13 protein-coding genes are annotated in these 15897 nt (G+C 45.4%); 10 read left to right on the top strand and 3 right to left on the bottom strand.

Going from position 1 to position 15897, the window contains the following annotated elements:
* Positions 1-278 precede the first annotated feature (278 nt).
* Complete coding sequence (locus DUK53_RS14655) at positions 279-1343, bottom strand: bifunctional transcriptional activator/DNA repair enzyme AdaA (protein WP_036092772.1); 1065 nt, start codon at positions 1341-1343, stop codon at positions 279-281.
* A 217-nt stretch (positions 1344-1560) separates the two neighbouring features.
* On the opposite strand from DUK53_RS14655, the gene DUK53_RS14650 reads away from it, so the two are divergent.
* The 7 genes from DUK53_RS14650 (at position 1561) to DUK53_RS14620 (ending at position 9869) form a co-directional block, all read left to right on the top strand.
* Positions 1561-2733: a galactokinase gene (locus DUK53_RS14650; RefSeq protein WP_036092774.1), complete on the top strand. Its 1173-nt coding sequence runs from the start codon at positions 1561-1563 to the stop codon at positions 2731-2733.
* A 3-nt stretch (positions 2734-2736) separates the two neighbouring features.
* Positions 2737-3726 (top strand): UDP-glucose 4-epimerase GalE, encoded by a 990-nt coding sequence (gene galE / locus DUK53_RS14645; protein WP_036092776.1) that lies wholly within the window; start codon positions 2737-2739, stop codon positions 3724-3726.
* Between the two features lie 20 nt (positions 3727-3746).
* Complete coding sequence (gene galT, locus DUK53_RS14640; protein ID WP_201740734.1) at positions 3747-5264, top strand: UDP-glucose--hexose-1-phosphate uridylyltransferase; 1518 nt, start codon at positions 3747-3749, stop codon at positions 5262-5264.
* Complete coding sequence (locus DUK53_RS14635) at positions 5251-6300, top strand: aldose epimerase family protein (RefSeq protein ID WP_036131783.1); 1050 nt, start codon at positions 5251-5253, stop codon at positions 6298-6300. The genes galT and DUK53_RS14635 overlap by 14 nt, the downstream gene beginning before the upstream one ends.
* Before the next feature lie 123 nt (positions 6301-6423).
* Positions 6424-7416, top strand: a complete 993-nt coding sequence (locus DUK53_RS14630; protein WP_036131786.1) for a LacI family DNA-binding transcriptional regulator — start codon at positions 6424-6426, stop codon at positions 7414-7416.
* A 16-nt stretch (positions 7417-7432) separates the two neighbouring features.
* Positions 7433-9160 carry a phospho-sugar mutase gene (locus DUK53_RS14625; protein ID WP_036131787.1) on the top strand — a complete coding sequence of 576 codons (1728 nt, stop codon included), beginning with the start codon at positions 7433-7435 and terminating at the stop codon, positions 9158-9160.
* Positions 9161-9227: 67 nt separating this feature from the next.
* Complete coding sequence (locus DUK53_RS14620) at positions 9228-9869, top strand: endonuclease III domain-containing protein (protein ID WP_036092786.1); 642 nt, start codon at positions 9228-9230, stop codon at positions 9867-9869.
* 17 nt (positions 9870-9886) lie between these two features.
* Here DUK53_RS14620 and DUK53_RS14615 read toward each other — a convergent pair whose 3' ends face one another.
* Positions 9887-10741: a helix-turn-helix transcriptional regulator gene (locus tag DUK53_RS14615; protein WP_036092787.1), complete on the bottom strand. Its 855-nt coding sequence runs from the start codon at positions 10739-10741 to the stop codon at positions 9887-9889.
* Positions 10742-10863: 122 nt separating this feature from the next.
* Here DUK53_RS14615 and DUK53_RS14610 point away from each other — a divergent pair, with 122 nt between their 5' ends.
* Positions 10864-11679: a lipoate--protein ligase family protein gene (locus DUK53_RS14610; protein ID WP_373862742.1), complete on the top strand. Its 816-nt coding sequence runs from the start codon at positions 10864-10866 to the stop codon at positions 11677-11679.
* Positions 11680-11695: 16 nt separating this feature from the next.
* The gene (gene lipA / locus DUK53_RS14605; protein ID WP_036092793.1) at positions 11696-12598 is read left to right on the top strand and encodes a lipoyl synthase; all 903 of its coding nucleotides are present in this window, start codon (positions 11696-11698) and stop codon (positions 12596-12598) included.
* 63 nt (positions 12599-12661) lie between these two features.
* On the opposite strand, the gene DUK53_RS14600 is transcribed toward lipA, so the two are convergent.
* On the bottom strand, positions 12662-14155 hold the full coding sequence (locus DUK53_RS14600) for an immunoglobulin-like domain-containing protein (protein ID WP_124892927.1): 1494 nt from the start codon (positions 14153-14155) through the stop codon (positions 12662-12664).
* 866 nt (positions 14156-15021) lie between these two features.
* Between DUK53_RS14600 and rapZ the strand changes: the two genes are divergently transcribed.
* A complete protein-coding gene (rapZ, locus tag DUK53_RS14595; protein WP_036131692.1) occupies positions 15022-15897 on the top strand; it encodes an RNase adapter RapZ in 876 nt (291 codons plus the stop codon).

The raw sequence follows: 15897 nt of genomic DNA, 5'->3' as shown, positions 1-15897 counted from the left end.
TTCCATAGCTCCATTATAATCTGGGAAATCACACAATATCAAAGCAAACCATTTACAAGCCGACAGGCTGTTATATGAAATTTTCAAAGAACAATTAAGAAGCTATAAACTTATTATACGAGGAGTGGTTGATATGGTCGAAGAATTACTAAAGAAGACGCTTGAAGAACTAAAGCGAGAAAACGCAGAAATGATCAAAGAAGCCTTGAAAAATACTTATGCTGGCAAGCCACTAGTACGCAAATAAGATAACCGAAAATAGGAGCACCAAATCAACTTTAACATTGATTTGGTGCTCCTATTTTTTTCTCGTGTGTGAGTAGCCATTCTTTGCGGGCAATACCACCGCCGTAGCCACTTAATGCGCCGTTACTGCCAATAACGCGGTGGCACGGAACGAGGATAGAGAGTTGATTAGCCCCATTTGCTCTGGCAACAGCGCGAAATGCTTTCGGATTCCCAATTTGGCTGGCTAGTTGCGCGTAGGAGATAGTAGAACCAATCGGGATTTTTTGTAGAGCTTGCCAAACGGTTTGTTGGAATGGAGATCCCCGATAGGCAATAGGTGTCTGAAAAACTTGGAGTGTGCCGCTAAAATAAGCATCTAGCTCACGCGTTAGTTGCTCGAAAATAGGGCTTTCTCCAGGAATCACAGCAGCGTGCCATTTTTTCCGTAAAACTTCGATTTCCGTTTCGAGCCCGCGCCGGTCAACAAATTCTAACAAAATTAGGGCATCGTCATTTGCAATGGCAATCATTGAGCCAAGCGGTGTCTCCATCCACTTGGAGGCAAACTTATTTAGCGATGTCGCTTTTTTAGGAATGGTGCCCATCGTTCTTGTAAAGGCGTCGCGGAAACCGTTGCCTGAATCATAGCCACCTTCTAGCTGTGCCTCGATGATTGGTGCGCCGTTGCGAATGTGGTCAAATGCGAAACCAAGCCGTCTCGCTCTGGCGTATTCAATGAACGTCATGCCGAACTGTTTTTTGAATTGACGTCTCGCGGTATTGGCGCTGATAGCTAGTTCATCGAAGTCCTTGTCACTCCATTTTCGTTCGGGATTTGCTTCGATCGCTTCGACGAGTAGTTTGACTTCTTTGGATAGTTTACTAGGATTGCTCAGCGGTTGGCATCGTTTGCATGGTCGATAGGAGGCCAGAAGTGCTTCCTGAGCTGTTTCGAAAAACTCGCAATTTTCCTTGTTTGGCTTTTTCGCGGGGCAGGTTGGGCGACAGAGTATCCCTGTTGTTTTCACGCCAACGTAGAAGACGCCTTCGTAATTGGAATCTTTTTTCACGAGCATGTCATAAAATTGGTCGACTTTGGCTTGTTCGGTGATCATGCATTTCGCCTCGTTTCGTTGATATATAGGTTCATTTTATCATCTCCAAACTATTTGATAAAGCTATTATAACGAAAGCTGGAAATTCTAATACCAAGAAAATTAACACCAATGTCGGATGCCACTAAAAATATTTAGTAAAATTAGTTGATAAAGTTTACTAAATAAATTATAATGAAGCCAAGAGAGTTATTTTGAATGTGGAGGTATTGGGATAATGGATGAATCAAAACTGAAAGCTGATTTTGCACGATTTTTTGACAGGACGGATGGTGCGTTGTTTTTTGCGCCGGGTCGTATTAATTTAATTGGGGAGCATACGGATTATAATGGTGGACATGTTTTTCCGTGTTCGATTACACTGGGAACGTATGCGGTGGCAGCAAAGCGGGAGGATTCGCTCGTTCGGCTGATATCGCTTAACTTTGAGGATTTAGGGATTATGTCGTTTGATTTGGCGGATTTGGATTATCGGAAGGCGGATAATTGGACGAACTATCCGAAGGGCATGATGAAGTATTTGAAAGAGGCGGGTCACGCGATTGACCGGGGAATGGATATTTTGTATTGGGGTAATATTCCAAATGGAGCTGGACTTTCTTCATCGGCTTCGATTGAGCTGCTGACAGGGGTTATTTTAGAGGACTTGTTTGGCTTAGAATTGGCGGAATTGGAGCTGATTTTGACGGGGAAACGGGTGGAAAATGAGTTTATTGGCGTGAATTCGGGGATTATGGATCAGTTTGCGATTGGGATGGGCCAGAAGGATATGGCGATTTTGCTGGATTGTAATACGCTGGAGTATGAGATGGTTCCGGTGAAGCTTGAGGGTTATAAGATTGTGATTATGAACACAAATAAGCGGCGTGAGTTGGCAGATTCGAAGTATAATGAGCGTCGTAGTCAATGTGAGCAGGCGTTGGCGGAATTGCAGGCGGAGCTTTCGGTAAATGCGCTGGGTGAGTTGGATATGGAAACGTTTGAAAAGTATCAACATTTGATTTCGAGTGAGACGCTTGTGAAGCGGGCGCGCCATGCTGTCAGTGAGAATCAGCGGACAATTTTAGCAACGAAAGCGCTTAAAGATGAAGATTTGGTGACGTTTGGTGAATTAATTAATCAATCTCACATGTCTTTACGTGACGATTATCATGTTACTGGTGTAGAATTAGATATGCTAGCAGAAACGGCTTGGAAGCAAGCAGGCGTTTTAGGAGCGCGGATGACGGGAGCTGGTTTTGGCGGATGTGCGATTGCAATCGTGGAAACAGCCAGAGTTGATGCGTTTATTCAGGAAGTTGGAACGGCCTACGAGCAAAAAATTGGCTATCCAGCAGCGTTTTATATTGCAAATATTAGTGATGGAGCAAAAGCCATCAAGGAGGAATAGGAAATGAGTATTTTAGTATTAGGTGGCGCAGGTTATGTCGGTTCGCACGCGGTGGATCAATTGGTAGACAAGGGTTACAAGGTTGTTGTAGTCGATAATTTACAAACGGGTCACGCGGAGTCTCTACACAAGGACGCTGTATTTTATGAAGGGGATATTCGTGATAAAGCTTTCATGCAAGATGTTTTCAAAAAGGAAACGATTGAGGGCGTGATTCATTTTGCGGCGAATTCTTTGGTGGGGGAATCGGTGGAAATGCCACTGGAATACTTTAATAATAACGTGTACGGGACGCAGGTTACGCTTGAGGTAATGGAAGAATTCGGCGTGAAAAATATCGTCTTTTCTTCATCGGCCGCGACGTATGGCGAACCGAAAGTGATTCCGATTACGGAAGATGCACCAACGAATCCAGAAAGTCCTTATGGCGAAACGAAACTGATGATGGAAAAAATTCTGAAGTGGTGCGATAAGGCGTATGATACGCGTTTTGTGGCGTTGCGTTATTTCAATGTGGCGGGTGCGAAGTTTGATGGAAGCATCGGTGAGGATCATAATCCAGAATCGCATTTGGTTCCTATTATTTTACAAACGGCGCTTGGTCAACGTTCGGAACTCTCGATCTTTGGTGACGATTATCCGACTGAGGATGGGACGTGTATTCGCGATTATGTCCACGTGGTCGATTTGATTGATGCGCATATTTTGGCATTGGAATATTTGAAGAATGGCGGCGAAAGTAATATTTTCAATTTGGGCAGTAGCCAAGGTTTTTCGGTGAAGGAGATGCTAGAGGCGGCTCGAAAAGTGACTGGCAAAGAGATTCCGGCGAAAATTGTGCCAAGACGTGCGGGTGATCCTAGTACGTTGATTGCTTCGAGTGATAAGGCGCAGGAAGTTTTGAAGTGGAATCCTCAGTTTACGGATGTTACTAAAATTATTGAGGATGCTTGGAATTGGCACTCTAAGAATCCGGATGGTTATGCTAACTAAAAACGATGGGGTGCAAAATAATGATAGTAGATCAGTTTATTGATATAGCGGTAAAAAGGGGCGAATTGGCGGAATCGGATCGAGTGTATGTGACGAACCGGTTGCTGGATTTGCTAGGCTGGTCGGAAAAGCGTGCGGTGGCAGTGGATGTCGCCGCGGATCGCTTGGCAATGCTAGATCAGTTGACGGAACTCGCGGTGGAATCTGGTGTGATTGGGGAGGCGCTTGCGGAGCGGGAAATTTGGCAGAGTAAGGTGATGGATTTGTTTGTTCCTCGACCATCGGAGTTGAATGCTGAATTTTGGGAATTATATAAACGGTCTCCTCGGGCGGCGACGGATTATTTTTATGAGATTAGTAAGGCGAGCGATTATATTAAGACGCGGAGTATTGCGAAGAATATTGAATATTTGGTGGAGACGGCGTATGGGAAGCTTGAGATGACGATTAATTTGTCGAAGCCAGAGAAGGACCCGAAACAGATTGCATTGGAGAAAACTGTGAAAACGGTTGCTTATCCGCTGTGCGCGCTTTGTGTGGAGAATGAAGGCTATGCAGGGCGTGTGGATTTTCCGGCGCGGACGAATCATCGGATTGTGGGATTGCAAGTTGGTGATGAGGCCTGGGGATTGCAGTATTCGCCGTATGCGTATTATGATGAGCATTGTATTTTTCTTTCGACGGAGCATCGGCCAATGGTGATTGAGCGGGAGACGTTTGCGCGGTTGGTTGCGATTACGGCGCAGTTTCCGGAATATTTTGTGGGATCGAATGCGGATTTGCCGATTGTTGGTGGTTCGATTTTGTCGCATGATCATTATCAGGGTGGCCGGCATACGTTTGCGATGGCGAAAGCGCCTGTACATAAGGATTTCCCGACTTATTCGTGGGGGGCTTTTCCGGGCGTGACGGTGGAAATTGTAAAATGGCCGATGTCGGTGATTCGGTTGCGTGCGGCGAGTGCGACGGATATTGTGGCGGCTGCGGACGAAATTTTGCAAAAATGGAAGGGTTATTCGGATGCATCGGTCGGGATTTTGGCGTATAGTAAAGAGGAGCGGCACAATACGGTGACGCCAATCGCCAGTCGTTGTGCGGTGGACGGTGAGTCGTTGTTTGAGTTGGCGCTGGTGTTGCGGAATAATCGGCGGACGGCGGAACATCCGGATGGGCTTTTTCATCCGCATCAGGCGTTGCATCATATCAAGAAGGAGAATATTGGCTTGATTGAGGTGATGGGGCTTGCGGTGTTGCCGCCGCGTTTGAAGCCGGAACTTGAGGAGGTTGCGCGTTATTTGTTGGATCAGCCGAACGCGATGGCGGATCATCACAAGGAATGGGCGGATCGATTGAAGCGTGACGGTGGCTTTGATGCGAGCTCGGTGACGGAATTTTTGCAGCAGGAGGTTGGGAAGGTATTTGAGCAAGTGTTGACGGATGCGGGTGTTTTCAAGGATACGGCGGACGGGATACGCGCGTTTGATCGGTTTATGAAATCAGTGATGGAGACGGAGGAAATAGAGAATGAAGCTAAGTGAGCGCAAGTTTGGGGAATTGGAAGGGCAAGTTGTGACGGAGTTTTGTTTGGAAAATGATCATGGTGTGCGGGTTCGGGCGCTGGATTATGGTGGGATTGTGACGGAGACGTGGGTGCCTGACGCAAAAGGTGATTTTGTGAATGTTTCGCTTGGTTTTGCGACGCTGGACGAGTACTTGGCGCATTCTCCATATTTTGGGGCGCTTGTTGGACGGGTTGCTGGGCGGATTGGTGACGCGCGTTTTGAGTTGGACGGGAAGACGTATCAACTGGAGAAAAATGAGGGCGAGAATATACTGCACGGTGGACCGGATAATTTTAGCAAGCGGATGTGGGATGCGGAGCGTTTGGAGACGGTGGATGAGATTGGTGTTGTTTTTTCGCTGACGAGTCTGGATGGGGACAATGGTTTTCCTGGAAACTTGGATGTGCGGGTGACGTATACGCTGAACAATGCGAATGAGTGGCGGATTAAATATGAAGCGAAATCGGACGCGGCGACGGTGTTTAATCCGACGAATCATGTGTATTTTAACTTGACGGGTGATGTGGAGAAGCTCGTTTTGGATCAAGAGTTGCAGATGAGGAGTAGTCGCTTTGTGGCGCTGGATGCTGCATCGATTCCGACGGGGGAATTGGTGGATGTGACGGGGACGGTGTTTGATTTTCGTGAACCGCGTGCGCTTCGTGATGGGGGGACGAGTGAACATCCGCAAAACGTGATTATCAAAAATGGTTATGATCACGCGTTTGTATTGGAACATGAAGCGGGTGAGCCTGATGCGCGTTTGGTGGATCCGGATAGTGGGCGTGTGGTGGAAATGCGCACGGACTGCGATTCTGTCGTTGTTTATACGGGAAATCAGTTATCTGGAAAATTTGCGATAGATGGCGTGGCGGTTCCGAAATATGCGGGCGTAACGATGGAAACGCAAGGGTTGCCAGACTCGATGAATCACGAAGGTTTTGGCTCGGCGGTGATTCAGAAGGACGAACTTTTCGAATCGGAAACGGTATTTACTTTTAAGACATTATAGGCGTGGAGGCTAGGAATGTGATGTTCCCAGCCTTTTTATTGTAAAAAATAGACGTGATGTGAGATTCCTGATAAAATGAAGGGGATGCTTCATGGAATGTGGGCAAGAGGAGCGTGTTAGGAAATGGCAACGATTAAGGATATTGCGAAACAGGCGGGGGTTTCGATTGCTACGGTTTCGCGGGTGCTGAATTATGACGAAACGCTTTCTGTTGGTGATGATACGAAGAAACGTATTTTTGAGGCGGCGGAAAAGCTTTCTTATACGAAGCATAAACGGAAACAGCAAAAGAAAAACGCGAAAATTGCGATTGTGCACTGGTATTCGGAAAAAGAAGAATTGAATGATTTGTATTATTTATCGATTCGTGTCGGTGCAGAGCGCAAGGCGGAAGAAGAAGGCTACCAAGTGTTGCGTGTGTTTCAAGATATCCCAGAGCAGACGCTTGGAAATGTGGAAGGGATTATCGCAATTGGCAAGTTCAGTCAGGCACAAATCGTGGAGCTGACGAACTGGAATCCTAACATTTGTTTTGTGGATTTTGACCAATCGGTGCAGAAATACGATTCGGTCGTTGTGGATTTTCAGCAGGCCACGGTGTCAGTTCTGGATCATTTTATCAAAAATGGGCACCGGAATATCGGATTTATCGCGGGCGAAGAGCAGTTTAGTGATGACTCGGCGAATATTATTGATGCGAGATGGCTTGCTTTTCGGGATTATATGAAGCGAATGGGACTTTATGAAAAGAAATATTGTTTTTCGGGTAAGTTTTCCGTCAAAACAGGGTATGAGTTAATGGTGAAGGCAATCGGGGAGCTTGGTGAGGACTTACCAACGGCGTTTTTTGCAGCGAATGATTCGATTGCGATTGGGTGTTTACGGGCGCTTCAGGAGCAAGGAATCGCGGTGCCAGAACGGGTGAGTGTGATTGGGCTCAACGATGTAAGTGTGTCAAAATATGTTTTCCCACCGCTTAGTACGGTGAAAGTATATACAGAATTGATGGGCGAGACTGGCGTGGAACTTTTGCAAGAACGGTTGCTGGCTGGTCGATCGATTACGAAAAAAGTAACGCTATCCACGGATTTGGTTATTCGGGAAAGTAGTTTGTGAAAAGGGGCGAAAAAGGATGCAGTGGAGAGATGAGTACGAGAAATGGTTGGCAAATGAGGCGCTGGAGGCTGGTTTGAAAGAGTCGTTGCATGCGGAGAAGGATGAGAAAGTGCTAGAGGACAGTTTTTATCGCAATATGGAATTTGGTACGGCGGGAATGCGTGGCGTGTTGGGTGCTGGGACGAACCGGATGAATATTTATACGATTCGCAAGGCGTCGGAAGGCTTGGCGCGTTATGTTGCGGAAAATGGGGAAGAGGCGAAGAAGCGTGGCGTTGTGATTGCGTATGATTGTCGCCATATGTCGACGGAATTCGCGTATGAATCGGCGCGCGTGCTTGGTTATCACGGAATTAAGAGTTATGTGTTTGAGACGCTGCGTCCGACGCCGGAATTGTCTTATGCTGTGCGTTTTTTGAATACGTTTAGTGGTATCGTGATTACGGCGAGCCACAACCCTGCGGAGTACAATGGTTACAAGGTTTACGGGGAAGACGGTGGTCAAATGCCGCCTCATGGTGCGGATGCGGTGACGCGTTACATTGATGCGATTGATGATATTTTTGCGGTTCAGGTTGCGGATAAGGACGCGCTTATTGCGGACGGGATGCTGGACGTGATCAGCGAGAAGGTCGATACGCCATACTTAGAAGATGTGAAAACCGTGATTGTGAACAATGATTTGGTTGAAAAACACGGCAAGGATTTGAAAATTGTTTTCACGCCGCTTCATGGGACTGGTGGAATGCTGGGCTTGAAGGCACTTGAGAGCGTCGGATTCACGAATGTGATTCAAGTTGCCGAGCAGTTTGAGCCGGATCCGAATTTTACGACGGTGAAATCGCCGAATCCTGAGAATCGGGAAGCGTTCGAGGTCGCGATTGGTTACGGTGAGAAATATGATGCGGATTTACTTGTGGGGACAGACCCGGACGCAGATCGTCTTGGCGTTGTGATTCGGACGAAATCGGGAAAATATGATGTGCTTAGCGGGAACCAAATCGGCGCGCTGATTTTACATTATTTACTGAAACAAAAGCAAGCGCAGAACGAGCTTCCAAAAAATGCAGCCGTACTAAAATCGATTGTTACATCGGACTTGGGAACGCTGATCGCGAAGCATTTTGATGTGGAAATGATCGAAGTTTTGACTGGATTCAAGTTTATCGCGGAGCAAATTCACAATTTCGAAACGACCGGCTCGCATACGTATGAGTTTGGTTACGAGGAAAGTAATGGTTTCATGGTGAAGCCGTTTACGCGTGATAAAGATGCGATTCAAGCCTTGCTCGCGATTTGTGAAGTGACGCTTGATAGTAAGCAAGCGGGAAAAACGTTAGCGGAAGATCTAGAAGAAATTTATGAGCAGTTTGGCTATTTTAAAGAGGATTTAGTTTCCTTGACGATGGGTGGTAAAGATGGCTCGGAGCAAATTAGCAACATTATGAAGTCGTTCCGTGAGTCGATGCCTGCCGAAATGGGCGGCGAGAAAATCGCGAAAGTTGAGGATTATCAGCTGAGCGAGCGTCACTATATCGAGAGTGATAAAAAAGAAGCGATTGATATGTCGAAATCGAACGTTATCAAATGTTTCTTGGAAGACGGTTCGTGGTTCTGCCTACGTCCATCTGGAACGGAGCCGAAAATCAAGTTTTATTTCAGTATTAAAGGCGAAACAGAGGCGGCGGCAACTGAGAAATTGGAACGCGTTCGTGAAGGCTTACTGAAAATCGTTGAAAAATAATGCATGAAAACATCGCCTGACCGGAAAAATTGGTTGGGCGATGTTTGCTATTATGGAGGATTAGGACATGATAACAGTACACGATATATATGAGAAAATGCTTGCGAGGCAAGGGATACAGCGGTGGTGGCCGGCGGATAGTGTTTTTGAAATGATGCTTGGCGCGATTCTGGTGCAAAACACGAATTGGCGCAATGTAGAGCAGGCGCTCGCTAATCTAGCCACGTTTATCGAGCCAGAGAAAATTCGGGATATGCCGCTCGAGGAGTTGGGGCAGCGTATCAGACCGAGTGGCTTTTACAATCAGAAGGCGCTGAAAATCAAGGCATTTGTAGCGTGGTTTGGTAGGTATCATTTTGATGTGGCGGAGGTCAAAAAGCAGCCGTTTGATGTGTTGCGCGCCGAATTAATTGGGATTAAGGGGATTGGGCCGGAGACCGCGGATTGCATGCTGGCGTACGCGTTCGATAAGCCAGTGGTGGTTGTGGACGCCTACACAAGACGGATTTTTGAGCGAGTTGGGTATGAGGTTCCTAAGAAGTATGATGATTTTCGGCAGATGTTAGAGCGGGGGTTGCCAAATGAGTTGGCGGTTGTGCAGACGTTCCACGGTTTGGTTTTGAATCATTGCAAAGAACATTGTTTGAAAAAGCCAATTTGCGAAGGTTGCCCGTTAGAATCGGACTGTTTAAAAATCGGTATTGCCTAATATGATTATTTGCATATTTAGTACAGTAACTTTCTTCGTCTGGTGAGCTCGGCGGTTACAAATTGTTCGTCTAGATAGGAAGATAGCTCCAAGCTGAATTTAATTTTGCGGACGCCGCTTTGTTTTCTATCGGTTTGGATGAAAAGGACGCCAAGTTCGAAAAATAAATGGCTTAGCTGGAACGTACTGTTTTGCTTCTGGCAGCAAGCGATGCCGAGATGCACGTACTCGATGGCGGTCAAATTTTCCGATTGCTGTGCATAGAACCGGGCGATATTTAAGTAGATTGATGGCATCCATTCTGACGGCTCGACTTGTTTATGTAAAAACAGGAGGCATTGATTGAGGTGTTTCAAAGCGTGAATTTCATCGTTCAATTCGGAATAGGCTAGCGTTAAGTAGCTGCTGATTAAGATATCATGCGTCGTCAAGGGATTGGAACGGCGACTGCTAAGCGAAAGTGCTTCTTCCAAAGCGGTGATAGCATTCTGAGGATTGGCTTTATAAAGCAGTTCGCACACACCTAAGAAAAAATAGTAATGCGTTGCTTGGGAATGTGTCTCAAACAAGGCGAATGTCTTTTTATGTAGACTGGGATACAGCGTTTCGAAATCATGCCGGAAAAAGAGCTCTTGTAGCTCTTTTTTTAATTGGATAAATGGGGAGTCGAGCTGGGATGAGGATAACAGGGAATCAACGGTGATGCCGAGTTTTTGGCAAATATTGTGGATAATCAGCACGCTAGGAATCTCCAAACCTTTTTCGACACGGCTCAGCAAGCTTTGGGAACAGATGCCTTCTGCGAGTTGTTTTTGCGTGAGTTCCAAGTTGGTCCGTAATTTTTTAATACATCTTCCGAGTTCTTTTGTCATCGCTCGTCACCTCATTGATCAATTTATGCGAATAGTCATTTGAAAGATAGCGCATTCTTCCTTAGTATAAGGGATAATGATGAAAATTCAAGCAGTATGCGTTTTTGAGAGGGGAAATGAGGGTGGAACGGTGGTTGCTTCTAGATCAGGAAAAATTGGAACCAGCGATAAATATGGCGATTGATGAGAAGTTGACGGATTGGCACCGGGCTGGGCAGATTCCGCCAGTTCTGCGCTTCTATGGTTGGGCGCCAGGGGGACTTTCGGTTGGTTATTTTCAGCGGACGCAGGGCAAGATTGATTATGAGGCTGTGCAAAAGCACGGTTTTGAGATGGTTCGCAGGCCTACGGGTGGCCAGGCGGTGTTGCATGATGATGAGTTGACGTATAGTTTTGTTATTTCGGAGGAGCATGAAGCGATTCCAAAAACCATTAAAGCGGCGCATAAACTGATTTCCGAGGCGTTGTTGGTGGGATTGGCGAAGCTTGATATTGAGGCGAGCTTTGCAATACCAGAGGCGAAACAAACGGGAAGTGGGACGGCGATTTGTTTTGAAGAACCATCTTGGTATGAGATTACGATGCAGGATCGCAAAATTATTGGTAGCGCGCAAGGTCGGCATCAGGGGATTTTGCTGCAGCATGGATCGATTCCGCTACATATGAACGCGACTGAGCTGTTTGACCTTTTTGTATTTGAGAATGCGCGGGTGAAAGAGCGGATGTTGCGGGCTTTTGGCGGGAAAGCGTCGGGAATTCTGGATTTGATTGGTAGAGAGATACCGCTTGATGAGATGAAGAAGGCTTTCCAAGATGGGTTTGCACAGGTTTTTGATGTAGCTTTTGAGGAGCTTACTTTGTCAGATGCGCAGTGGGACGAGATTCATGCGTTGGCCGAGAACAAGTTCAGGCAGGAAAGTTATTTATTTTCACGTTGAAAGGGGTAATAAGATAGTGGAGAAAAAACAAGAGCATGTACGGAAGCCAGATTGGTTGAAAACGAAGATTAGCAACAGTGAAGGGTTTAAGGCGATTAAGAGTAATTTGCGGGAAAATCGGTTACATACGGTTTGTGAGGAGGCGAAATGCCCAAATATTCAAGAGTGTTTTGGTGACCGGAAAACGGCGACGTTCATGATTTTGGGTGATATTTGTACGCGGGCTTGTCGCTTTTGTGCGGTAACGACAGGTGCACCAACGCATTTGGATTTGGGGGAGCCAAAGCGTGTGGCAGATTCGGTGGCAGCGATGGGATTGCGTCATGTCGTGATCACCGCGGTGGCACGTGATGATTTGGCAGATGGTGGTTCGCAAGTATTTGCAAATACGGTGAACGCGATTCGATATCGGATGCCACAAACTACGGTTGAAGTTTTGCCATCGGATATGAAGGGTGATTATGAGAGTTTGAAAACATTGCTGGATGCGAAGCCGGATATTTTCAATCATAATATCGAGACGGTTCGGCGCTTGACACCAAGCATTCGGCATCGCGCGACATATGACCGGTCATTGGAGCTATTGCAACGTGTTCGTGACATGGAGCCGGACTTGCCAACGAAATCAAGCATTATGGTGGGACTTGGTGAGACACGCGAGGAAATATTAGAAACGATGGATGATTTGTTGGCGCACGGTGTAGAGATTTTGACGATTGGCCAGTATTTGCAGCCATCTAAAAAGCATTTCCCAGTGGTGCGTTATTATGATCCACGAGAGTTTCGTGAGTTGAAACGAGTAGCTAGGAAAAAAGGGTTTATTCATTGTGAATCTGGGCCAATGGTTCGCTCAAGTTATCATGCGGATGAGCAGGTGAATGCGGCGGCAAAAAGAAGGCGAGAGCAAGCAGAGTCATAATATGTATCAAAAAACCATCGTCTCTGTTTAGTGAGCGCGATGGTTTTTTGATGAAAAATAGTCTTATTTAACAGTTACTGCTACACGTTGAATTACTTTATATTGCGCATCGACATAGACAATTTCTGCTACGTCCGTTTTGCTCTTGATGAATCCGAAAATACCTTTTAGTTTGAAGGTGTTATCTGCTGGGTTTAAATCTGCTTGTTTTTTAACCTCACCGTTCACCCATAGGCGAACGTAAGCTGTGTGTTGACCGTAAGAGCCGCCTAGTGTGTTTTGACCGATGAAGTAATTATCTACAGAGAATGTGTTTTCATATGTGTCTGACCCAGGAAGGCTGACTGTTTTACGGTTTAGTTCATTGTATTGATCATCTACACCGACAATTTCGACAAGATCTAATGGACTTGTAATGAATTTATCTACATTGGCAATTTCAAACGTACCGGCTGCTGTTGTAGCTGCTTGTGTTACGGATTTACCATTGATAGATAGACGTACTTTTTTGATGTCTTTTCCAAAAGTACCCGTGATTTTCGTATCACCAGTGTTGAATTTAGCGACAGTTAAAGCGTTATCGAATGTTGATGTCCCCGTAACAGTAACGGTTTTGCGGTTTACTTCGACATAGTTGCTATCAACAGCAACGACTTCCACTGTGTCACCAACGAGTTTGATGAAGTTAGCGGCAGTTGGGAATTCATAGGTGCCATCTGCGTTGATAACGCCTTGGACTACCGGCTTGCCATTGATCCATAGACGGACTCTCGATACGTTTTTGCCGACTGTACCAGTAAGTTTTGTATCGCCCATTTTGTAGGTATTGGCTGTTAGGGAGTAGTCGATACCTTGTTTGACCGTTGTTGAAGCCGTAGCTTTTTTCCCATTGCTTGCTTTAGTGACAGTAGCAGTGATGGTTGCGTTAGCTGCTTGTTTGGCAATGGTTACTTCAAACGTACCATCTGCTTTGACAGTGCCAGTACCGATAGTTGTCGTGCCGTTTTTGATGGTCACAGGAGCGTTGGGTTCCCCACTTCCTGTTACTTTGACAGAATCTGTCGTTAAAGCGCTGATAGTAGTTGGCGCGATAACATTGAAAGCTGTTGTTGCTTTGTCAAGTTCTGCTTGAAGTTCTGCTTTTTTAGTTGCGTCTGTTACAGCATCGATTTTAGCTTGCGCTGCGTCGATATCCGCTTGAGTGGTTGTTTGTCGGATGCTTTTTTCGGGATCATTGTCTACGAAAAGTTGATTTACAGCGGTTGTTGCAGCTTCAATTGTAGTGAAATCTGCAAGTCCTGCTGTAGCTTTGTCGATAGCTGCTTGTACAGCTGTCTTGTCAACTGTGTCAACAACTAAGTCTAGCGCCGCTTGTACGGCATCGATATCCGCTTGTGTGACAGTAGGCTTAATGCTTTTACTGGTATCATTATCAATGAATAGAGCGTCAACAAGATCTTGGGAGTGGTTTGTTGATGGGTCCTGGATGATTACTTTTGCAGGTGCGCTTACATTAGAGTATTCTGCTAAGGATGATCCGTAACCTTGATATGCCATAATGTAGTCTCCAGGCGAATATCTGGATAAATCGATATTGAATGTTAGATTTCCACCAGATGGAGCCATTTTTTGAAGAAGCCGGTTTAAATATGCTCCATTTTTATCATAAACGTCAATCTTTATTAGTTGAAGATATTCAGCATTGGTCAGTTGGACGCTAGTGGAAGAAACGGTTAATGGATTTATATTTAGTTTGGGAAATTGAACAGGTGTTTTTGTTATAGAGCTCTCAACACCATTAACAACTTGACTGATAGATATAGACATTCCTGCTTCAAGATGCATATTTGCTACTGAAATATTAAAGGAACCGTCTGTATCGATATCAGTAAACTCATAATTGGCTAATACAGACTGATTTGGGTTATGGACTTGAACTTTAATAGATGATGTATGGGGATCCACTTTACCAGTTATATGAGTAGAGTTCGTAATGATAGGATTAACAATGGGACTTGTTACGCTCGTTTCTGTATTTTCTTGAGTAGATGTTGCATAAGTGCCAGCAGGTAATGTCGTCAGTACTGTGCTTGCTAACACATTGGTTGCTAAGATTACTGTGGCTACTTTTTTGATATTCTTATTCATTTTTATAATTCCTCCTTCAAGTTATCGCATTTTCTAGTGCTTCTAAATAGTATCATGGTTGTGTGGGCTAAAAAATACAGAATTTCCGTATATTGGAATGGAATTGTGTACAGTTTGTGACAGTTTACGAAAGGGAAATGAAACGCCCGGCTGATTTACTTTGTTAGGTTTTTGGGTGGAGATATGGTAGAATGAGTTTGTATATTAGTATAGAAAGAAGTAGCCTAGAGTACATATTGGGACTACTTTTTGAGATAGGAAAGGTTGGGCTATAGATGGCGACGAATCATTTGCAGTTAGTGATTATTACGGGGATGAGTGGGGCAGGGAAGACTGTCGCAATGCAATCTTTGGAGGATTTGGGCTACTTTTGTGTGGATAATTTACCGCCGAGTTTATTGCCGAAGTTCTGGGAATTGATGAAGGAATCTGGCAAAATGAACAAAATTGCGCTCGTGATGGATTTGCGGGGTCGCGAGTTTTTTGATTCGATTCAGCCGGCGCTTGATGAGTTGGATAATACGTCTTTTATTACGACGAAAATGTTGTTTTTGGATGCGGATGACCAGGTTTTGGTGTCTCGTTATAAGGAGACTCGCCGTCATCACCCGCTTGAGCCGAATGGTTCTGTGTTGGAGGGGATTAAGCAGGAGCGTGAGTTGTTGGAGGACTTGAAGGGTCGTTCGCAGCTGGTGATTAATACGTCGACATTGGCGCCGCGTGAGCTTCGGGAACGGATGAATAATGAGTTTCAGACGAGTGAGCGGGAAATTTTCAATGTGCAGGTGATGTCGTTTGGTTTTAAATATGGCTTGCCGATTGATGCTGACTTGGTTTTTGATGTGCGGTTCTTGCCAAATCCGCATTATATTGATAAGATGCGTCCGCTGACTGGGCTTGACAAGGATGTGTATAATTATGTGATGAAATGGCCGGAGACGGAGACTTTCCTGAATAAAGTGATGGATATGTTGCTGTTTACGTTGCCGTTTTATAAGCGTGAAGGGAAGACGCAGTTGGTGATTGCGATTGGCTGTACTGGCGGGCAACATCGTTCTGTGGCGCTTTCGGAGTACATTGGGAATAACTTGAAAACGAAATATGAGACGCAAATTTCGCATCGTGATATGAAACGCAGAAAGGGAAAGTAA

The organism is Listeria sp. SHR_NRA_18 (assembly GCF_003856515.1).
Classification (GTDB): Bacteria; Bacillota; Bacilli; order Lactobacillales; family Listeriaceae; genus Listeria_A; species Listeria_A newyorkensis.
Note: the sequence above shows the minus strand (reverse complement) of the source record. Positions and strands in the feature narration are given on the sequence as shown.